Below are 22,496 nucleotides of genomic sequence, written 5' to 3'. Positions count from 1 at the left end.
ATATATCACCAAATGTAAAAGAATGGCTATACTAATGACAATTTTGCGAATCAACCTAGAAAAATTGTCCTGCAATTACTTCACCAAAAACACCCTTTTTTAGATACCCAGCGCACCTTTTTCCAGCATAGCACATATTTAATGCATTCATTATATTCTGCCTGCAAAACCTTATAACGATCTCTCAATATAATAGCGTAAAAGAAGATCTAAAAAGGCCCTTCCCCATCCCATTAATCTTATTACCGAAATTAACCTTTTTTAAACTAAGTTTCCTTGTATCTAACTTCAACTATGACTACAATATGATAAACTCACAATCAATATATCAACAATATACCAAATAATGATAAAAAATCATTTTCTAAATCATGACATCATAAAACCTATTATAAATTTTTCTGATATATATAAAACCATAAAAACAAAATTTTCATTTACATCCTCATCACATACAGATGCGACTCTTAGCCTATAAAATGCTTTGTCCTTCTGCCCTAAATTGTACGTAATATCATTTTCGTTATCACAGGATATCATCTTTGATATATCCACCAAGAAAGAAAATATAATTTATCATCTTGGTAATACAACTTTTGTATATAATCCACCTAGTTCGGAACGTGACAAAGAAAAACTGCCATCATATTCACTAACCATATCTGAAACAATTGCTAATCCTAATCCTGTTCCTGGTTTACTTTCATCAAACCGTCGACCTCTTTTTAAAGCTTCATCAATTTGCTCTTCTGTTAAACCAGGGCCATCATCTTCAATAACAATACTAAAGAACGCTGTTTCTTCAAAACTTTCTTCTAAAAAACAATGGATTAAAATTTTAGTGCGTGACCACTGAGCAGCATTCTCAATCAAATTACCTACAATTTCCTCTAGATCTTCCCTTTCACCGGAAAAAATAATATCATCAACATCCATGGTAAATTGAATATGCTTATCAGGATTGAGCTTTTTCATAACCCGCACCAAACGATCAAGTGTTTCCCTAACAGGTGTGTGATAAACAACGCTATCGCGTTGTGCTGCTATTCGAGCACGCTGCAAATAATGATTTATTTGGGAATGCATTATTTTAGTTTGCTCGCGCAATAAGAGAGCTTGTTCTCCTGTCATATTATCGACTTCATTAATGATAACTGATAAAGGCGTCTTCAATGAATGAGCAAGATTACCAACCTGAGTTCGAAATCGTTCAATAATACGCTGATTATTATTAATAAGAGCATTCATTTCTTCTGCCAACGGCATGACTTCACTCAATAAATCAGTACTCACATAATCAGTCCTTCCTGCACGAATATCATTCAATGTTTGTCGAATTCGTTTTAATGGCTGAAAACTAAAAAAAATAATAGTTAAATTGATAAGAACACTGCCGATACCAAAACTCCATAAAAAAAACTGTAAAGTTTGTTCGAATTCTTTTACCTGTAAATATACTTCATCAATATTTCCAATAAGGCGAAAACGAGCAACACGATTTTGATTATCAAGAACAACATCACTTTCAATAACTTTTAGGTTTTGGCCATCTATTCCCTTTATTCGATAAGAACGAAAAAATTGGCTATTAAAAGGAATATCAGCATCACTCGGTGAAAAAATTTCTTTAGTTCCTAATGACCGTGATACCAATCTTCCATGTAAATTAGGTGATACAGAAAACACCTCCCAATACCATCCAGATGTTGGATCTGAATAACGAATATCACCAAATTCAGGCTTTCCTCTCAAATATCCCTCAGATGTAACAGTCACAGCTGCAATGAGACTATAAAGCTGAGAAGAAAGAATACGTTCTAAGCTTTGTTCACTTGAACGCTGATAGAATAAAATACTGACTGCTGAAATAGATGAAAGTGAAATAATAGCCCACAATGTTGATAAAATCATAACACGTAAACTAAGAGATTTTCCAATGAAAAAAAATAACCGTTTCAACCGGTTACTATTCTTCAAAACTCTCATTTGTCACCTGACACTTTTATTCTATATCCTAACCCACGAACAGTCTCAATCGAATCGACACCAAGTTTTTTACGTAACCGCCTTATAAAAACTTCAATCGTATTCGAATCTTTATTAAAATCCTGATCATAAAGGTGCTCAATAAGCTCTGTCCTTGAAACTACTTTATCACAATGATGCATGAGATAAGCAAGAAGCCGAAACTCATATGATGTCAGTTTAATTAACTGTCCATCAACAAAAACACGAGAAGTTTTAGTATCTAATAAAACCTCCCCACAAGATAACGTGTTTGTTGCATGCCCCGCCGAACGGCGAATTAAAGCACGCAACCGCGCCATTACTTCCTCCAAGTGGAATGGCTTAACAACATAATCATCAGCACCTGCATCAATACCACGTACCTTATCAGACCAACGATCACGTGCTGTTAACATTAAAATAGGCATAGAATATCCCTCTTTACGCCATCTTTCAACAACTTGAATCCCATCCATGCGTGACAAACCAATATCAAGAATTACAGCATCATAAGGCTCGGTACTTCCTAAAAAATAGCCATCTTCACCATTAAAAGCGCTATCAGAAACATATCCCGCATCTTTTACCGCTTTTGCTAACTGGTGATTAAGATCACGATCATCTTCAACAATCAAAATACGCATCATTACACCTGTAAAAAGTTAATCGGCAGCAACAACAACCTCAACACGGCGCAATTTATTTCCATTATGTGCAGGAATAACAATCACAACTACACACATATTTTTGTCATCTCGAATACTTGGCGTTGAACGTGTCAGCGTTCCTCCCTGTTGGACAGCGATTTTTTTTCCTACCTCAACACAATCAGCTGCTAAAACAGAGTCGAAACCTATGAGACTTATGAACATCGCAAAAAAGAAAACTTTTTTCATCATAAATTTCTTATAAGCTATTTTAGCTGAATAGAAAATGAACAAAGGAATTAGTTTATTTCTCAAATCAAAATTATATAAAGAAAAATATAATTTTAATATATGTATCACAATATTAAAATTTTAGTAATTGTAAGTTCATTTTTTTAAGACCTTTGAAATTCAAATAAACAATCTTTAAAAAAATATAAAAACTGAATACAAATTTCAGATACATTAAGTATCACAATCCAAAATACATTCTCTTTATACCATGCCTATAGCAAAAAAGTTCTTATACTCCATATAATTATTATCAGATTTTTTAGTTATATTACTTTATCATAGGCTTCTTATGTTTGATTTTTTGAAAAAAAAGAAAATCCAACAAAATAAATCATTCCATAGTCCTGAACTTATTGAATTAGACGCATGGCTAGATACGACATTTTACAATATCCGTGTTTCTCACAATTGTTTCTGGAATAAAACAGCTCTTATTTCGCAACGTTTTCGTGTACGAGGATGGAAACGATATATCGTTGAAATCCTCGATGAAACACTAACATTGGGGTTGATTGGTTTTATTTTATTCACCATCGTTGGTATTTCTGTTTTTGAATTAACAAAAAAAGATTGGTATTCATCCAAGAATTTTTCTGTTCTTTTTCTAGATCGCTACGGAAATTCTATTGGACATCGTGGAGCTTTACCAGCTCTATCTGTGCCTGTTGAAGAAATGCCTGATCATCTTATCAAAGCAGTTCTTGCGACAGAAGACCGTCGTTTTTTCCATCATTGGGGCATTGATTTTTATGGTCTTATACGAGCAATTACACAAAATATACAAGCTAAAATTATCGTTCAAGGCGGTTCAACTCTCACACAACAACTCGCTAAAAATTTATTTTTAACACATGAAAGAACCATAACACGTAAAATTAAAGAAGCTTATCTTGCTCTATGGCTGGAAGCAAACCTCAAAAAAAAACAAATTTTGCAACTTTATCTTGAACGGGTATACATGGGAGGGAATAATTTCGGTATTACAGCAGCATCAAAATTTTATTTTGATAAAAATATACGCAATATATCATTAGCGGAATCTGCTATATTAGCTGGTCTTTTCAAAGCACCAACAAAATATGCTCCTCATAGTAATTTACTTGCTGCACGAGCACGTGCAAATGTGGTCCTATCTAATCTTGTTGACAGTGGTTTTATGACCGATAGCCAAATTATCAAGGCATACCGCCACCCTGCTAAAATTATTACAAAAGTTAAAAACAGTCAGCCTAATTATTTTCTTGATTGGGCATTTGATGAAATACGTCAAATCAGCAGTCAACTACCAAGTCATACCTTAATTGTTCAAACCACCCTTGATCCAAATATTCAACGAGCAGCAGAAGAAGCAATCGAATATTATCTATACCAATATGGTCCACAATATCATGCAACACAAGCAGCTACTGTTATTCTTGATAATAACGGAGCTGTACGTGCAATCGTTGGAGGAGTTGATTACGAAAAAAGTCAGTTTAATAGAGCAACACAAGGTGGTCGACAACCTGGTTCTTCATTCAAACCATACGTTTATGCAACTGCAATGGAACGTGGTTTATCCCCCAGTACTATAGTATCTGATAAGCCTATTAACTGGGGTGGTTGGTCACCCAGAAATAATTCTGGCCGTTATATTGGCAATGTCGATTTAGCAACTGCTTTAGCCTTTTCTATTAACACAGTACCTGTCCATATTACTTACCAGTATCTTAATCGTGATACTCAACCAATCAGAAATTTGATTAAAAATATGGGTATTAATTCTCATATTTTATCACACAAAACCATGATTTTAGGCACATCTAATATGACACCAATGGATCAAGCAATTGGTTTCAATGTCTTCGCGAATGGAGGCGTAGCTGGAAACCACCATGGTTTTACGCGAATCAGCACAATAGATGGTCATGTAATATGGGATTGGACACGCAATGGTAAAAAACCATATCAAGTTATCAGTGAACAATCAGCTGCATATATGAATCAAATGCTGGTTGGCGTTACAACACGAGGATCTGGTAAACGCGCAGCCCTACCTATGTCGCTTGTTGCTGGGAAAACTGGAACATCACAAGCCTATCGTGATGCTTGGTTTGTCGGCTTCACTGGTAATTATACCGGTGCTGTATGGATGGGGAATGATGATTTCTCATCTATGAATCGGGCTTTCGGTGGCGTTATTCCGGCCATGATATGGCATCGCATTATGCTCTACGCACATCAAAATACAATTCTTCAACCACTTTATGGTGTCAAAAATTCCATTTTACCTTATCAATTACCAATTAATCCTTCTAATGATAATTCGTATATCATTCCTAAATCGCCCCAAATACTCTCACCTGCAACATTAAACGCTATACGTTCTATCAACAAAGACTTACAAAAGCTCCCAAATATGACCTTATCAAATACAAAAACTATTTTTCCTTCAACAGATGCAATTTGAATATTTTACAATGCTTTTTAATATCCTTTTTCCTTTTGTAATCTTTTTTTTCTCAATTTTATGTGGAACATTCAGCGTTAATTATATGCTCAATAACGACATAAATTTTGAATGTTTAAAGATTGGAGAATGGACAACCTATCTACACGTAGGAACAACTAAAGCCAATCCTTACACCCGTGCACGCACTGCAAAACACGGTGATATTTCCCTTGGACATCCAGAAAATCTCATTTTCCAACTTTGGACAGATAATCAGGGACGTCCGCTACGCCCCGACTGCCATTATTTACTTAAAGGACACATTCCTGAAACACGTCTCTTTACTCTGTATGCAGCTGATAAATTTCTTAAACCCTATACTTCAAGGAATAATATTCCTTTTGCACTCCATACCTACAATGTAATTTATGAAAATGACGGCTCATTACGAATAAACATCTCACCAGCACCACAAACAGGCAATTGGCTTGCATCAACGAGTCAAAAACAATTCGGACTTATCCTGACTTTATATGACACTTCAATTATCTCTACAACAGCATTACGGAAACCTATGATGCCATCTATAGAACGAATTCCATCAGGAGAAAAATGTGCTTAAATTCATCTATGCGTTTCTTCTTATAGGCATCAGTACGGTCATTGTGCATATTTGTATTTTACTGTTACTTCCTCATTACACACGAAATAATATATGGACAAGGCTTGAAAAAATAGGACCGACCTATCAATTCGTTGATCTGGATTCGTATGATCCTATTCGCCAATCTGCAGATCCTTTATTTCTTCTTAAAGTATGTAAATTTGATCTAGATAATGGTCCTGTTCACTTAACCACTCCACAAACAACACAATTTTGGTCACTGTCAGCCTACACACGCGAAGGAATTATTTTCTACAACCTCAATGACAAAACAACTCCCAATGCTAAACTCAATCTTATTATAGGAAACCCTCTACAAATAACAGAACTCAAACAATCAAAAATTGAACATACTCCTAATTCAGTTTTAGTCGCTCACAAACTAAATGAGGGTTTTACTATTTTACGTGTATTCGCTCCATCTCCACTTGAAAAAAAAGAAAGCGAAGACTTTCTTGCAAAAGCAACTTGTCGTATATTTAATAAATAAATAAAAATTGTCGTGATTTTTAATTTAATAAACCAACGTTAGTTATTTAAATCAAAACTTTATGATCAATTTTTCTGTTATAGATAAAGTTTAAGTAGTTTTGATTATTTTAAATTATTTTCAGCTTTTTTGATTTTCTATATCAATGATTACTTCCCGACAACCAAAAATACATAAAGCTCCCTATTCACAAATAATATCCGCAATACAGAATTTAAAATAATTTCTTTGAGTAAATCATAATCAATGTCACTATTGTAGCATTTGCATCTTTAATGCGCTCTTAATGGAAAGAAAAATCAATTTTCCTGATTATTTATAATAATTTACCTTTTTATTTCGATAAATTCTCATGAATTATTTTCTGTTCCTACTATACTCTTGTATAATGTATATTAGCGTTACTTACTTCATCTAGAAAGCCACTATTCAATCTCATTTTTACTAATTTCTCCTGCGTTTCTAATAAATTTCCCGGCATAGCACTTTGTAGAAAGCACAAAGGTAAATCTTGATGTAAACTACTTGAAATAGAAACGATATGAGAATTCGATTGGATTCTTGTTTGTTGTTCAGATAAAATGGAAGCTTCTATTACAGCTGATACCAATGTTAAATTTATATTAATCAATACCTCTTGTTGTGTTTTCATTTGTGAAAACAGTGCATTAACAACAAAAAATCCAAAACTTATAATAAAAATAAATAACCCTATAACCAAACAAGCATTTGTACATGTATGTCGATAAATCTGTTTTATTAACCAAAGAATAAAGCGGCAAATTAATGCCAAAAACGCTATAGTAATACTCCATTGTTTTACAGATTTATTTTTTCGTTTCTTTCGTTTATTTGTCATAATAGAAACTAACACATATTATTTTTAGTTAGTAAAATATATTTACACTACCGTTCTATATACCTTAGCTTTACATTCAACAGAGCTTTCACAAGAATTTAAAAATGCTATACAGTGTTTCATTTCACCCTAAGTATAACTCGTATAATTACTTTTCTATCGCTATCTCAATAGCATTGTATATATACTCTTTTCGTACATATAATTGATAGCGTTTATAATTAAATCACGCTTTATCATAAAACACAGCAGAAACTTTATAACATAGGCTTTTTCGAGATATTGTAATAATAAACTTACAGCTTTACATAACAGTGAGTTAGTATAATTATTTCAGATTAATATCATATGCAAATGCCAATCCATGCTATTGGTATTTAATTAATTTCATAGAATTAACTTATAGCTGTATTTGAAATTTACAAGATGATAAAAAAATCTACTTAATCTTTTTAACACAAATTGGTTATTTTTTTCTTTTGCCATGAAAATAAAAAATCAGAAAAATATATACAAAGGTTGCACAACACTTTGCACATTAGATATTAATCTAACTAAATATCATTATAGCCCACTGATCATACCTGTTATTTCATAGCTCGTATAATGTGTGATTCTTAATTTATATTTGAGTAGAATAGAAATGGTATGCATTCTCAACACTTTCGTCTACAGACAAATTTAATGTTAATCTTTTAATGAAAAAATGATAAAATACCACTTAATACAATATCAGAATATATATTGTTAAATATCATTCACGAAATAAATCATTCAAAATGAATGCTCAATTTCATAAAATATTAAGCATTATGAATATCGCATCAAAAAATATTATAAATTATCCTTCTATTCATTTATAATACTAGTATGTTGGTTTACTATGATACGTTTTTTAATAAAATCAGTATTTCTTCTATTTTTTATTTTTGTAATCGTCTCGTTTTTTGCAACGAAGCAAAACAATAATAATCTTTCCTTCCCTAAAGAAACAGATGCAACAACAAGAGATGCGATTATTGCTCTTAAGGAAACTATAAATGATTTAGGAATGTTTTGTGAACGCAATATAGAAGCTTGTAAAATCGGAAAATCCCTTTTAAGCTCAATGGGTGAACGCGCACGTAATGGTTCAAAAATTATCTATGAATATCTTAATCATACATTTAGTAATAAAAACACGAGTGCCTCTCAAGAAGATAACTCCAATACAGGTACGGCAAATCCAAAAGAAAAATAAATAAAACAAAATAATATAAAATTACCTTGTAAAAAATACTCTTAGTGCTTCTCATTTAACTTCATACAATGAGATAATTATCTGTCAAAAAGACGCATCATACAATCACCCAAAAAACAAGGACGAAAGTTACTATGACAGAGACGATCGATGATATTATAAAAAACTTTTCCCAACTTGATAACTGGGAAGATCGTTATCACTATGTAATTGAACTCGGCCATGCATTACCCCCTTTTCCGGAAAGTGCGCGAAACGATGCCAATAAAGTTCGTGGTTGTGTTAGCCAAGTATGGCTTTTATCCTCACGCGATAACTCAGAAAATCCGATATTAACATTCCAAGGTGACTCCGATGCTCACATTGTACGTGGTCTGATCTATATTCTCCTTGCCTTTTATTCAGGCAAAAAAGCTTCTGAAATCCGTACAGCTGATGCTGAAGGACTTCTTGCAATACTTGGCCTCAATGAAAATTTAACACCACAACGATCCAATGGTCTTAGAGCAATGATTAAACGAATTCGTGCAGAAAGCTCGTTATAAACATAAAGCGCTTTTCCAAATAATCAAACTCGACCCCTATAATCAACACGCTTTCTAAAAAACACTTTATATACGTCGAATCAAGACAATGTTTTGAAATAATGTGATCACTTAATCCTCTTTTTTTCGCTTTTACGTCCAAGTCCCATTTCTTTAGCCAAAGCTGAACGCGCTTTTGCATAATTAGGTGCCACCATAGGATAGGAGCTGTCTAATTGCCATTTTTCACGATATTCTTCAGGCAACATCCCGTAATGCGTCATGAGATGACGCTTTAAAGACTTAAACTTCTTTCCATCTTCAAGGCAGATAAGATAATCAGGAAAGATTGAACGTTTTGGATTAACAGCAGGCCTTTGTTTTTCGACTTCAACTTCCGCTAATGTCATATTCCCCGCTTTTAGAAAAGCAGCATGAACATCAGCAATCAAATTTGGCACTTCCGCCGGCCGGATCGAATTATTACTCACATAAGCAGCAACAATATCGGCAACCAACGTAATAACTAAATTGCTTTCAGTCTCCAGGACTGGAGGATGTTCCATTCTTATTTCCTTTAATTTTAACCGAGACATCATTATTGTATTTATACTCGTGATACCCAAATTATATACATATAAGCCTCATATTGTACAAAAATTTTTTTTGTCAATTCAATTATTTTATAATAATTACGTTAACACAAAAAAATCAAATAAACTTCTCTTTGTTGTCATATTATATAAAAAAACAGCATAAAATTGGGATTGAAGATATCGAATGCAAATTTATAATATAAAAACAGTTTTTTATTTTAAATAATAACATCATAGTCTCATATTGGTTCCATAAACTTTAATTCCGATATCAAAAGTTAGTCTTTTTTCAATAAATAAAGTAACTTAAGGAATTATTTTAAATTTCAATAATAAAGAGTATCATGAACAAAAATGTAGAACATAAATTGTAAAATTTATCTAACTCATATTTTGCAAATAAGCTAAATCTTATTCGTTATCAGGTTTAAATTAATCTATCAATAATGTTGATTTAAAACACAGAAAATACTTACATCTTTTATAGAGGATTATGCATGGCTTGTTCGTCTGTACTCCCCCCAAAAGCATCTAAAATTATTCATAAAGAAATTCATCACGGTATTCATCGCGAAGACTACTATCATTGGCTGCGTGCCTCAAACTGGCAAGATGTCTTAAAAAAACCCAGCTGTCTTGACAAAAATATTCGACACCATCTCGAAATAGAAAATGCCTATCAGGCTGATCAAATGGCTGATACAAAATCATTACAAGACTTACTTTTTTTAGAAATGAAAAGTCGTATTCAAGAAAATGACAGTTCCGTTCCTATAAAACATGGTCCTTTTGCCTATGGATTTTCTTATGTGATTAGAGGTCAACAACCACATTATTTTCGTACACCAAGAAATGGCGGAGAAAAAGACGTTTACCTTAATGGTGATGTTTTGGCTAACGGTAAAGATTATTTCAAACTCGGTTCAGTCCAAATATCTCCTAATCATACATATGCTGCATGGACTTACGATGATAAAGGCTCTGAATATTATACAGCTAAAATTCATAATTTTGAAGTATTGCCTCACTATACTGACACAATCACTAACATATCCGGAAAAATCGTATGGGATGCCAATTCTGAAGGCTTTTTTTATACTAAAATGGATGAGAATCACCGCCCTTCAGAGCTTTATTATCATCGATTAAATACTGATCAAACCCAAGATAAGCTTATTTTTTGTGAAAATGATCCAGGATTTTTTTTACATGTAAGTAGTTCTAAGCTGAATGACTTTATTTATATCAATATTCATGATCATGAAACATCAGAAATCTGGCTTATCCCTGCCGATGCTCCCTTCAATTCTCCCCAATGTGTGCGAAAAAGAGAAAAAGGCATTGAATACTCACTGACAGAAGGGGGTGATATCTTTTACATTCTCACCAATCGAGATAACGCAAAAGACTTTAAAATTATGGTAGCACCATGTACATCACCGCAATCAGAACACTGGTCTGAGATTGTGCCACATCAACTTGGCCGTCTCATCCTATTCCATGACGCCTATCAAGAATTTCTTATTTGGCTTGAACAATTTGAGGGACTTCCTCGTATACAAATCATGGAGCGTGATACTAAACAAACTCACTCCATTGCCTTTACAGAGGAAGCTTATTCGTTAGATTTGCAAGGTGCAGCCGAATACAACAGCCAAACTATTCGATTTTCTTATTCATCCATGACTACCCCTAATCAAATTTTTGATTATGAAATAAAAAGTCGCAAAAAAATACTCTTAAAAACCCAAAAAATTCCCTCTGGACATAATCAAGATGATTATATAACACAACGTATTATGGCAACTGCAAATGATGGAGAAAAAATCCCTATCTCCCTTTTTTATCATAAAACAACCGATCTTAATGGTAACGCGCCCTGCCTCCTTTACGGCTATGGTGCATACGGAAGCTCCATTTCCGCAAATTTCAATAGTAATATACTTTCGTTAGTCAATAGAGGCTTTATTTATGCAATCGCCCATATTCGCGGAGGAAAAGAAAAAGGGATGGAATGGTATGAAAAAGGAAAACACCTCTTCAAAAAAAATACGTTTACAGACTTTATTGCCTGTGGACGTCATCTTGTCAATAATAAATTCACTGCTCATGATCGATTAATTGCCTATGGTGGCTCAGCAGGGGGAATGTTAATGGGTACTATAGCAAATATAGCCCCACAGGATTTTGCTGGTATTATAGCAAATGTTCCTTTTGTAGATGTCCTAACAACCATGCTCGACGCTTCATTGCCCCTAACACCCCTAGAATGGCCAGAATGGGGTAACCCCCTCGAATCTGAAGAAGATTATAAGCTTATTTCCTCCTATTCTCCCTATGATAATATCAAAGCTCAGCAATATCCCCCTATTCTCGCCATTGCGGGATTAACAGACCCTCGTGTAACTTACTGGGAACCTGCAAAATGGGTAGCAAAACTACGTGATTTAAAAACAGATGATAATGCAGTTTTATTACGTATCAATATGGATTCAGGCCATGGAGGCGCACCTGGACGTTTTTCGAAATTAAAAGAGATCGCATATATATACGCATACATTCTAAAAATAGTAGGAAAAAACACCTGCTAACTTAAATATATTATCTTTTACAAGGCTTCATAAACTATAAATTATGAAGCCTTTAATATCAGTTATGATAAACTATACAACCCTCTTATAATCCATAGCTTTCATAAAGTTCTAAAACATAATCCCAATTAATTAAATGGTCTACAAATACCTCTAAATATTTTGGACGTGCATTACGATAATCAATATAATAGGAATGCTCCCACACATCAACACCTAGAATAGGTTGTGCATCATGAATTAAAGGATTCTCACCATTGGGTGTTTTCATAATTTCTAATTTGCCATCTTTAAGAGCAACCCATGCCCAACCAGAACCAAACTGAGCAACACCTGCTGCTATAAAATCTGCACGAAACTTATCATAACCACCAAGATCAGATTCAATAGCTTTGGCTAATTTTGCAGGAAGTTTTTTACCACCACCACCTTTTTTCATCCAATTCCAAAAATGATTATGATTATAATACTGAGCTGCATTATTAAACAAACCAGGATTTTTTCCAAAGGTTTCTTTAATAATATCTGTAAGACTCTTATTTTCTAAGCCTAAATCTTTTATAAAATTATTAGTATTTGTAAGATAAGCAAGATGATGCTTATCATGATGATATTCAAGTGTTTCGCGTGACATATAAGGCGAAAGGGCATCATAATCATAAGGCAACTCGACTAATTTAAAAGTCATGTAAAAATCTCCTCGATTCCAATTATTAATCTCACTCCCAAATCTCATTTGACACTTACAATATTTAAGAGCAAATATCGAATAATATTCAGTATCAATATAACAGCTTTATAACAGCTTTTTTTGAAGATATCCGATTCATTAATCAATGATACTGTCTTAATACAATCACATTCTGAAAAATATTTCTAATCCAATTACCTATCAAAATATTAAATCATTTTTAAATAATGAAAGGAAGAATAATACTATCGGTCTTTGCGTTTTCCACCTAAAATATTGCCCAACACACCACGCAAAATATTCTTACCTTCCTTTACCAAAACTCTTCCTAGCGTATTCGTCATTGAACGCGTTGCTGCTTTTATCACAGCATCCAAAATAGACTGCTGGCGATTATTTTTTGTAGAAACTGAAGTTTTTTCCTTTCTAGATCGTGATAACATCTCATCAGCTGAATCACGATTAATATCCTGTTCATAATGCCCAAAAACAGGACTAGAAGCAATCAATTTCTCCCGTTCATTCTGCATTATTGGCCCAATTTGTGAATGTGGAGGACGAATTAATATACGTTGCACAACCGATGGAACTGCTTTCCTTTCTAAAGTTGAAATAAGTGCTTCTCCTATAGCAAGTTGCCCTATTGCCTCCATTGTATCAAACTGCGGATTAGCGCGAAAAGTTGAAGCAGCACTCTTAACTGCCTTAACTTCGCGTGGAGTATAAGCACGTAATGCATGTTGAATACGATTCCCAAGCTGAGTTAAAATAGTTTCTGGAATATCAAGTGGATTCTGTGAAATAAAATAAATCCCAACACCTTTTGAACGAATTAAGCGAACAATCTGTTCAATCTTCTCAATTAAAGCCTTAGAAGCATTATTAAAAAGTAAATGTGCTTCATCAAAGAAAAAAATCAAACGCAATTTTTCTGGATCACCAATTTCAGGAAGTTGCTCGAAAAGTTTTGACATCAACCATAAAAGAAATGTTGAATAAAGTCTGGGATGAGAAATCAATTTATCTGCAGCTAAAATATTTATAAACCCTTGTCCATCAATTTGCGTACGCATAATATCAGGAAGTTCCAAAATAGGTTCACCTAAAAAATGATTCCCGCCCTGCGCTTCTAAAACCAAAAGCTGCCGTTGAATGGCTCCAACAGATGACTTGGATATATTTCCATAGCGAGCTGACAACTCAGAAGCACGATCTGCACTATAAATAAGCATAGCTTGCAGATCTTTCAGGTCAATAAGCAAAAAACCCTCATCAGCAGCAATACGAAAGACAATATTCAGTACACCTTCCTGTACTGGCGTTAAATCCAGCATACGTGATAGAAGAAGTGGCCCCATATCTGCTAATGTCGTACGAATTGGATGCCCTTGTACCCCAAATAAATCCCAAAAAATAACTGGATTATCCCGCATTTCTATCGTTTTTAACCCAGTTGCAACCAGTCTATCTTTTATTTTGTCATTCATCACTCCAGCTTTTGCTATGCCAGATAAATCACCTTTGATATCAGCACAAAAAACTGGAACACCTTCCGCTGAAAAAGACTCCGCCAAAACCTGTAAGGTTATCGTTTTTCCCGTACCTGTTGCCCCCGTAATTAAACCATGACGATTTGCATACTGAAACCAAATATATGCAGACTGAAATTCATTGCTCTCTTTTTGATAGTGAGCACCAAGAAAAATACCTCGATTGTTTTCCATATCAATATATTCTTATCCCCTGCCTCTTGATAACTCTTTAAATAATTACTGCAGGAATAGACCAAATCAAGAAAAATATAGAAACAAAAACACAGCTGCTAAATTCTCTATCTGCTTTCCTTATTCAATAAACTTATATTTTTATACATCAAAATATAGATACATTTTTTATAAATACGATGAAATTTAATAAAAACTTATATTTTTTAAATCATTCTTGTATTTTTCTTATCTACAATGACTGAAATACAAAAATTTTATTTCTTAAATTTATGAAAATTATAAGATAATCATTAACTTAAAATACTCATATCAATGTTCAATTTAAAATCGCAAATTTTATATAATTGCATATTTTAATCTAAAAATATAATCATGAAAGTATAACGTAATATCAAACAATCATCTTATTTATAAATTTATTGCTAACTTCAAAACAAACTGATTTAAAACAGCAAATTCATACATTTATTGTACTATATTTTTTAAGAGACCTTATAATGAAATCTTACAATAGGATTTTCTCATTTCACTCTGCAAAACTTACCCCTATAGTCACCTTAAAATTGACCTCCAACTATCTAAAGAATGTTTTTTCCAGAAAAAATTGATAAAAAACTAAAATCCAAAAAAGCATAAACTGCTAAGCAATTTTATACTGCAACAAATTAAAATTTATATGCTAAACCGATACGAACATCATTGATCTTATAGTATTTTGAGTTTATTTTTTTGAATTTCTTTTCACCAAAATCGGAGTAACGATACTCTGAGCGTATCAAAACACGATCAGTCATCGCAAAATCAAAACCACCACTAAGAGTATAACCAATCATTGTCTCTACACTATCGAACAAATTCGAAGAAGTATTTTCCTTACCTATTTCCTTAATTAATTTCGAAAAGGTACCTTGAATCTTCGTATAAGCAACACCACCAGCAATATAAGGCATAAAACGACCAGCTGCCAAGCCTAAACGTATCCGAGTGGCACCACTCCATTTCTGTTTTAAATTATGAGTATATGTTTCAACAAGATCATGCTTTCTTGACATTGGTTTTGCTAAACTTGCACCTCTCTCAGCATTCATCCGAGGTTTTGCGGAATTTTCCCCTCTCTCAGCATTCATCCGAACATTCTCAGGAATACCAGATCCCATCACTGCAGGAGACGATGGAGACGATAAAGAAAATGAGCGGGTACTGCTTCTTTGCGGTAGAGGAGGAATTTTTGTTTCCGTTTTTGTAATAGTTACACTTTTGGTCTCATGAGAAGAGGAAGAGGAAGAGGAAGAGGAAGAGGAAGAGGAAGACTGAATTACCAACTGTTTGTCTTTTGAACTTGCATCTGTAGATCTTTTAGATCTTCGCACTTTAGATACTGTATCCGAACTAGATTTTTCAGTAATACTATTAGTATCATCAGATTGGTAAGAATCCAACACGATTACGGTTTCTTGAGATTTTTGCTGTATTATAGGTTGTGGTTGCAATATTGTTGTAACAACAGATTGTTGCTGCGGCTTTATAACAGAAGGTTGTTGCACTACTGTAATAGTAACCACTGGGACAGAGGAAATTTCACTCTGCCCTGCCATCGTACTACTTTCTTGTGTTACTTCAGCAGCTTGTGTTACTTTACCAGAATCTTGTACTTTAGCTTTAACTGTTTCAGCAACTTCAACTGTTTCAGCACTAGTTTCTGGTACAAAAATTTCTATTTTTTCTCCTTGCTTTAGAGAAGGAATTATTGTTTCCGTTTTTTCAACAATTATTACTTTTGGTTCAGAGCTGGAGGATGAAGGAGATTGAGTTACCATCACTGCCTCTTTAGATGTATCTGTAGATCCTTCTCTTTTATCTTGTTCAGAAGGTGAAGACAAAGAACGTGCTAAAAGGGGACCTGGAGATGTTACCATCTCTTTTTGAGACGCTGGCTCTCCGATTGAAGATGCAGGTGGATGTAAAGAATCAGCAGGTTTTTGGAGACTTTTATCTTCTCCGCTTCTACTTATTATTTTTTCACCTGATGGTGTAATAACTAACATCTCTTTATATGGAGGTGGAGATGAAGGTTTTGTAACGCGAGCTAAATCTTTTGGTCTTTTTGGTTGTACTAAATCTTTAAATTTGTTCTTAACAAAAACTTTTGTATCCTTTTTATTAGAAAAAACGATATCTGTATCAACACCTAGAATAAAACCATTGCCGAAATCAAAATTAGAACCCGCGTAAAAACCACCTGTAAATCCAAAAATCTCAGATGATAAATCTTCATCAATCGAATTCCATTTTTCAATATTATCATATTTATGATAATTAAAAGTAGTTAGGCCAGAAAATCCCCCAATTTGTCCACCAAGATAAAAACCCTTCCAAGAGTAAACAGGTGCAACAATTGATCTCGAATCTTGATGATTTATAATATCTGCTCCCTGTACTCTAGAAGCTAAAATGAAAGAAAAAACAGATATAGTAACCAAATATTTTGTAATCATTTTAAATACCCAAGTCTAAAAAAACACAGAGTGATATATTATTTTATTAATAAAAAATCCATAATAAAAATAACACTACTACAACAAATAATATTCTTTCTCTAAAGAATCTTGATTGCAAATAAACTCTCTATTAAGCTTGAAGTACTTTCATTGCTCTTTATTTATGGAATTTTAATATTCATCTACCTGATAATTGATAAATAGGAGATGACTATATTTGGAAAAAGAGAAAAACTTATAATTATCAATATGAATTAATCAATTAGATTGAGAGTTTATATCGCTTAAAGTACTCTTGATTTTTAAAATAAGCGCTTTATTTTTTTATATTATTGAAAGAATGTCATTAGACATAAAATCTGAAGAAGATTCTGTTTAGAGCACTTTGTTAGGGAAAAAACGTTTCATGAAAAAGGAATATGTTTGGTTCACCTCAAGGGCAGCAATATGGTCTCCTCGTTTTAGTGGATTGGCATTTCTTATTTTATTATTCTCAACATTTTTACAGCGCTATTCTATGATTCGTGTAAGCGACTTTATTGTTTTGGTAATCTTTTCTGCTTGCTGTATTTTTTTATCTCTTTTTCTTGCTATCAAAGCGCTTTACAATTTATGGACATATGGTACTCGAGGTGGAATGAAAGCACTGAAAGGTATCATTTATTCGTTAATAACTGCCACACCATTGATACTATCCATTGGACGGGGAATTGCCTTACCGGCTATTTATGATGTTTCTACTGATACGCAGAAACCACCAGTTTTTTTTCGTACTCTACGCCCTAGTGATTCTTTACCTCTTAAAAATGACTTGATCAAACAAGCGGCAGTGCAAATGTTACAATGGCCAGAAATGTCAGGGCGTCGTTACGATGGTTCACCTGATTATATTCGTAAATCAATTTTTAATGTTTTAGCAGCTTATGGTTGGCCTATACTCGCTCAACAAATTATTAAAAATGAAGATAATGAATTTTATATTGAAACAATAGCAAAAACTGTTTGCCTGGGTTTTGTTTCCGATATTGTAATTCGCTTAACAGATGAGGGAAATACAACCTTTGTTGATATGCGCGCTACTTCACGTCATTTGCTAAGAGATTTTGGTACAAATGCTTCTTTTATTATCGCTTTTATGGATGCACTTGATACAGAAATAGCTTCTATTCCTTTTTCTTCAAGCTAATGAATAAAAATTATAAGATATGGTTTTGTTTGCACAGTAAATAATTATTTTTTATTTTACTTTGATATAAAGAAAAAATAAATTATTTGATTATTTTCTGCAATTTTAAATTAATGTCGCGATAAATTTTTTAAAACCTTTTCAATTGCATAATTCCTGTGATTATATGTGCTAAAATAGTTGCTTTATAGATTTTGATGATATTGCAACTCTTGAATAAAATTACATAACAAAGAAATGGTAATTATTATGATTTACATACGCTTGAAGATGTAAATATTTATGAATATTACACTACTAAATGATAGATATTAAACGCTAGAGCAATTGCAATGCTGTAGGTAGAATGCAACACTTGATAAACACGCTGAATATATAGCAGATTAATTTTAGTGCAATTTTTTTTAGTTAGTGATGTATTTTTTATAACATCATATAGGAATAAGCTTTTATAAGAAGAAAAAATGAACACTTCTGTTTTCACGTATTGCGTACAGTTGTAAAAATCGGTATAAGGCGCGAATATTAGCTATAACTATATTGTTTTGGGGTATAGCCAAGCGGTAAGGCACCGGTTTTTGGTACCGGCATTCCCTGGTTCGAATCCAGGTACCCCAGCCAGGCTTTTCTAATAGTTTTATATTCAAAAATTCAGATTTTGATTCTTTTAAATCTATTCCTAATTCCTGTTGAATTGTTTTGATATACTTGATTGTATTGTTGCGTACTGTGAAATATGATTACAACATAATTAATCAAAATATGTTTCACTTTAAATGAATATGCACTTAATAACATTAAAATTAATACCTTAAAATTTTGTACTTATATTTTATATATAAGAGAAAGAAGTTTATGAATTCAGTAAAAAACCTGTAATAAAATTTGTTCTGGTTAATTTCCCAAAAATTAATGTTTATCCTAGATAAAAATATTGAAGGTAAGAACGCGATTACTAAAGGAAAGATCGAAGGAGTAGAGTTTGTTTGTATAATAACTATCCTTAGTAGATCTTTAATAGTGCAGTTTATAATTATTTATTAATTATTTATAAAAAAAATCTGTTAACTCTTAGAACTAACTCACTGCTTTAAATCCATAAAGATCATATCAATATCGAAAACATTGTAAAGCATGCAAAATCAAATAAAAAACTTTATATAACTTAGATAGCAGCTTCACTCTATTATAGATTGCATTACCTCAATCAAAAGTTTTTTTGGCAATTGCTGATTGTGCTGCTGCTAAACGTGCAACTGGCACACGGAAAGGCGAACACGAAACATAATCTAGATCATTTTCTTCACATAAAGCGATAGAATAAGGATCACCCCCATGTTCACCACAAATGCCTAGTTTAATTTTCGCACGCTGAGAACGTCCACGTTGTGCAGCAATAGCGATAAGTTCTCCTACCCCATTGCGATCAATCGATACAAAAGGATCTTTCTCCAAGAGTTCTTTTTGCAAATAGGTTGTCAAAAATGATGCTGCATCATCACGTGAAATACCAAAAGTAGTTTGCGTCAAATCATTTGTTCCAAAAGAAAAAAATTCTGCGGTTTCTGCAATTTCATCTGCCCGAAGAGCAGCTCTTGGTAACTCAATCATTGTCCCAACTATATATTGAATATTAACCTTCTTTTCATTCATCACTTCACCAGCAACATAATCAATACGGGCTTTAACAAAATCTAATTCAGATTTAAGAGCAACAAGCGGTACCATAATCTCAGGTATGACTGGAGATCCGGTCTTCTTAGCGGATTCTACCACCGCTTCAAAAACTGCTCGCGCTTGCATTTCAGCAATTTCAGGATAAGTAATGATTAGACGGCATCCGCGTAATCCAAGCATAGGATTAAATTCATGCAATTGCTGCACACGTTCTACAAGTAATTCAGAAGGAATTCCCATAGCTATTGCAACATCAAGAATTTCTGAATCTGTTTTTGGCAAAAACTCATGTAAAGGTGGATCTAAAAAACGGATAGTCACAGGTAAACCGGACATAATTTCAAACAATTGAGTAAAATCTGATCGCTGCATTGGCAAAAGCTTATCCAGTGCTTTGCGACGTCCGTCTTCATCATTACTTAAAATCATTTCACGCATAGCAACAATACGTTCGTCAGTAAAGAACATATGCTCAGTACGACAAAGACCAATACCTTCAGCTCCAAAGGAACGTCCCATTTGTGCATCAATCACCGTTTCAGCGTTAGCGCGAACTTTCATGCGCCGCATTCCATCTGCCCATTCCATCAATTGAGCAAAATCTCCACAAAGTTCAGGTTGCAACATTGCAACTTTTCCCTTTAAAACTTCCCCTGTCCCACCATCTAGTGTAATAATATCACCTTTTTGAAAAATCTGACCTGAAGCAATCATTTTGTTTGTCTTATAATCAATCCGCAAACTGCTCGCACCAGAAACACAGGGCTTACCCATACCACGAGCTATAACAGCGGCATGACTCGTCATCCCACCACGTGTCGTTAAAATTCCTTCTGCAGCATGCATACCGTGAAGATCTTCTGGACTTGTTTCTACACGTACTAAAATAACTTTCCGTCCTTCTATTGACGCTCTTTCTGCTTCTTCAGAGGTAAAAACAATTTCACCAGTCGCAGCTCCTGGAGAGGCAGGCAAACCACATGCTATAACACATCGCGTTGCCTTGGGATCAAGCATGGGATGCAAAAGTTGATCAAGCGATTTTGGTTCAATCCGCATTACCGCTTCTTCACGACTTATCAGTCCCTCCTCTACCATCTCGACTGCCGTCTTTAAAGCTGCACGCGCTGTTCGCTTTCCTGAACGAGTCTGCAATATCCACAATTTACCTTTTTCAATTGTAAACTCTAGATCCTGCATATCTCGATAATGCTGTTCAAGCTTATGCGCAATCTGACATAATTTTGAAAAAGCCTCTGGCATAATTTTTTCCAATGATGGCTTATTTGAACCAGCAGCGATGCGTGCAACTTCTGTAATATTCTGAGGTGTACGAATACCCGCTACAACATCTTCACCCTGTGCATTAACTAAAAATTCACCATAGAGCTCTTTTTTCCCTGTCGATGGATTACGTGTAAAAGCAACACCTGTTGCTGAGTCTTCACCCATATTACCGAACACCATAGCTTGCACATTAACTGCTGTTCCCCAACTTTCAGGAATATTATGTAAACGACGATAAGTGATTGCACGCGCTGTCATCCAACTTGAAAAAACTGCTCCAATTGCACCCCATAATTGTTTTTCAGGATCTTTTGGAAAAGGTTCTCCCAATTTTTCTTCAATACATGCCTTGTAAAGAACAATAATACTTTTCCAATCAGCTGCTGTCATTTCTGTATCAACATCGTAACCATTGCGTGCTTTTACTTCATCGAGGATTTCTTCAAAATACGAATGTTCCATTCCCAAAACAACATTGGAATACATTTGGATAAAACGACGATAACTGTCATAAGCAAAGCACTCATTATTAGTTTGTATAGCAATTGCTTCTACAGTCTCGTCATTCATACCAAGATTAAGAACTGTGTCCATCATTCCTGGCATAGAAGACCGAGCTCCTGAACGAACAGAGAGCAAAAGCGGCCTTTGTTTATGAGCAAATTCCCGTTGCGTCTGTTCTCCGACACGTTGGAGTGCTTGCCTAACAGCTTTCTGCAAATCTTCTGGATATACACCATCATGAGTATAATAAAAGTTACAAACTTCTGTCGTAAGAGTAAATCCAGGAGGGACAGGTAAGCCAAGATTGCTCATTTCTGCCAAATTAGCTCCCTTACCACCAAGAAGATTACGTTCACTCGCACTTCCCTCTGCTTGACCATTACCAAAACTATAAACCCATTTTGTCATCGCATAAATCCGCTCAGTTACCAGCATTAAAACATTATTCGACCAAGCTAATCATGAAAAATAATCTTTCGATTCAAAAATTAGTGAAACCAAATAAAATACTGCCTTATTAAGGTATGAAAACATGCTTCTCCAACAAGAAGATCAAAAACCATAATTACTAGCCCCCATCTTC

Annotated in this window: 16 protein-coding genes and 1 tRNA gene; 8 read left to right on the top strand and 9 right to left on the bottom strand. The window is 33.9% G+C overall.

From position 1 onward, the window contains the following. Positions 1–576: 576 nt before the first annotated feature. The 3 genes from T420_RS0101865 to T420_RS0101855 are packed head-to-tail and all read right to left on the bottom strand — an operon-like array spanning position 577 to position 2,906. Positions 577–1,986 carry a sensor histidine kinase gene (locus T420_RS0101865; protein ID WP_013544732.1) on the bottom strand — a complete coding sequence of 470 codons (1,410 nt, stop codon included), beginning with the start codon at positions 1,984–1,986 and terminating at the stop codon, positions 577–579. After that, positions 1,983–2,651: a response regulator transcription factor gene (locus T420_RS0101860; protein ID WP_013544731.1), complete on the bottom strand. Its 669-nt coding sequence runs from the start codon at positions 2,649–2,651 to the stop codon at positions 1,983–1,985. The genes T420_RS0101865 and T420_RS0101860 overlap by 4 nt, the downstream gene beginning before the upstream one ends. Before the next feature lie 18 nt (positions 2,652–2,669). Next, entirely contained in the window at positions 2,670–2,906 is a 237-nt protein-coding gene (locus tag T420_RS0101855; RefSeq protein WP_026501090.1) for a hypothetical protein, read from the bottom strand. A 331-nt stretch (positions 2,907–3,237) separates the two neighbouring features. Here T420_RS0101855 and T420_RS06850 point away from each other — a divergent pair, with 331 nt between their 5' ends. Genes T420_RS06850 through T420_RS0101840 form a run of 3 tightly spaced genes read left to right on the top strand, consistent with a single transcriptional unit; the run spans position 3,238 to position 6,533 of the window. Next, entirely contained in the window at positions 3,238–5,397 is a 2,160-nt protein-coding gene (locus tag T420_RS06850; RefSeq protein ID WP_013544729.1) for a transglycosylase domain-containing protein, read from the top strand. A gap of 10 nt (positions 5,398–5,407) precedes the next feature. Further along, positions 5,408–6,001, top strand: coding sequence for a DUF1214 domain-containing protein (locus T420_RS0101845; RefSeq protein ID WP_026501089.1), 594 nt, complete (start codon positions 5,408–5,410; stop codon positions 5,999–6,001). Next, entirely contained in the window at positions 5,994–6,533 is a 540-nt protein-coding gene (locus tag T420_RS0101840) for a DUF1254 domain-containing protein (RefSeq protein WP_026501088.1), read from the top strand. Before T420_RS0101845 ends, T420_RS0101840 begins: the two co-directional genes overlap by 8 nt. Positions 6,534–6,906: 373 nt before the next feature. On the opposite strand, the gene T420_RS0101835 is transcribed toward T420_RS0101840, so the two are convergent. Then, complete coding sequence (locus T420_RS0101835; RefSeq protein WP_035450868.1) at positions 6,907–7,392, bottom strand: hypothetical protein; 486 nt, start codon at positions 7,390–7,392, stop codon at positions 6,907–6,909. Between the two features lie 883 nt (positions 7,393–8,275). Between T420_RS0101835 and T420_RS0101830 the strand changes: the two genes are divergently transcribed. Together T420_RS0101830 and T420_RS0101825 are read left to right on the top strand one after the other, a co-directional pair. Further along, positions 8,276–8,632: a DUF5330 domain-containing protein gene (locus tag T420_RS0101830; protein WP_013544725.1), complete on the top strand. Its 357-nt coding sequence runs from the start codon at positions 8,276–8,278 to the stop codon at positions 8,630–8,632. 134 nt (positions 8,633–8,766) lie between these two features. Beyond that, positions 8,767–9,177, top strand: a complete 411-nt coding sequence (locus T420_RS0101825) for a SufE family protein (protein ID WP_013544724.1) — start codon at positions 8,767–8,769, stop codon at positions 9,175–9,177. Between the two features lie 107 nt (positions 9,178–9,284). Here the strand turns inward: T420_RS0101825 and T420_RS0101820 are convergent, their stop codons facing one another. Further along, positions 9,285–9,722, bottom strand: coding sequence for a Ros/MucR family transcriptional regulator (locus T420_RS0101820; RefSeq protein WP_013544723.1), 438 nt, complete (start codon positions 9,720–9,722; stop codon positions 9,285–9,287). A 527-nt stretch (positions 9,723–10,249) separates the two neighbouring features. Here T420_RS0101820 and T420_RS0101815 point away from each other — a divergent pair. After that, positions 10,250–12,343: a S9 family peptidase gene (locus tag T420_RS0101815; RefSeq protein WP_013544722.1), complete on the top strand. Its 2,094-nt coding sequence runs from the start codon at positions 10,250–10,252 to the stop codon at positions 12,341–12,343. Positions 12,344–12,428: 85 nt separating this feature from the next. Here T420_RS0101815 and T420_RS0101810 read toward each other — a convergent pair whose 3' ends face one another. From T420_RS0101810 to T420_RS0101800, 3 genes are all read right to left on the bottom strand, one after another. Then, complete coding sequence (locus T420_RS0101810) at positions 12,429–13,031, bottom strand: superoxide dismutase (RefSeq protein ID WP_013544721.1); 603 nt, start codon at positions 13,029–13,031, stop codon at positions 12,429–12,431. Between the two features lie 248 nt (positions 13,032–13,279). Then, a complete protein-coding gene (locus T420_RS0101805) occupies positions 13,280–14,758 on the bottom strand; it encodes a helicase HerA-like domain-containing protein (protein WP_013544720.1) in 1,479 nt (492 codons plus the stop codon). Positions 14,759–15,426: 668 nt separating this feature from the next. Further along, the gene (locus tag T420_RS0101800; RefSeq protein ID WP_013544719.1) at positions 15,427–17,256 is read right to left on the bottom strand and encodes an outer membrane protein; all 1,830 of its coding nucleotides are present in this window, start codon (positions 17,254–17,256) and stop codon (positions 15,427–15,429) included. 409 nt (positions 17,257–17,665) lie between these two features. Between T420_RS0101800 and T420_RS0101795 the strand changes: the two genes are divergently transcribed. Together T420_RS0101795 and T420_RS0101790 are read left to right on the top strand one after the other, a co-directional pair. Then, positions 17,666–18,445, top strand: a complete 780-nt coding sequence (locus tag T420_RS0101795; protein WP_013544718.1) for a DUF1499 domain-containing protein — start codon at positions 17,666–17,668, stop codon at positions 18,443–18,445. Between the two features lie 546 nt (positions 18,446–18,991). After that, positions 18,992–19,066 (top strand) — tRNA-Gln (locus tag T420_RS0101790). Between the two features lie 582 nt (positions 19,067–19,648). Here T420_RS0101790 and ppdK read toward each other — a convergent pair. Beyond that, positions 19,649–22,321 (bottom strand): pyruvate, phosphate dikinase, encoded by a 2,673-nt coding sequence (gene ppdK / locus T420_RS0101785; protein ID WP_026501087.1) that lies wholly within the window; start codon positions 22,319–22,321, stop codon positions 19,649–19,651. Positions 22,322–22,496 lie beyond the last annotated feature (175 nt).

Source organism: Bartonella clarridgeiae ATCC 51734, assembly GCF_000518185.1.
GTDB lineage: Bacteria > Pseudomonadota > Alphaproteobacteria > Rhizobiales > Rhizobiaceae > Bartonella > Bartonella clarridgeiae.
The sequence above is the reverse complement of the archived record's forward strand: the minus strand, read 5'-3'. Positions and strand labels throughout refer to the sequence as shown.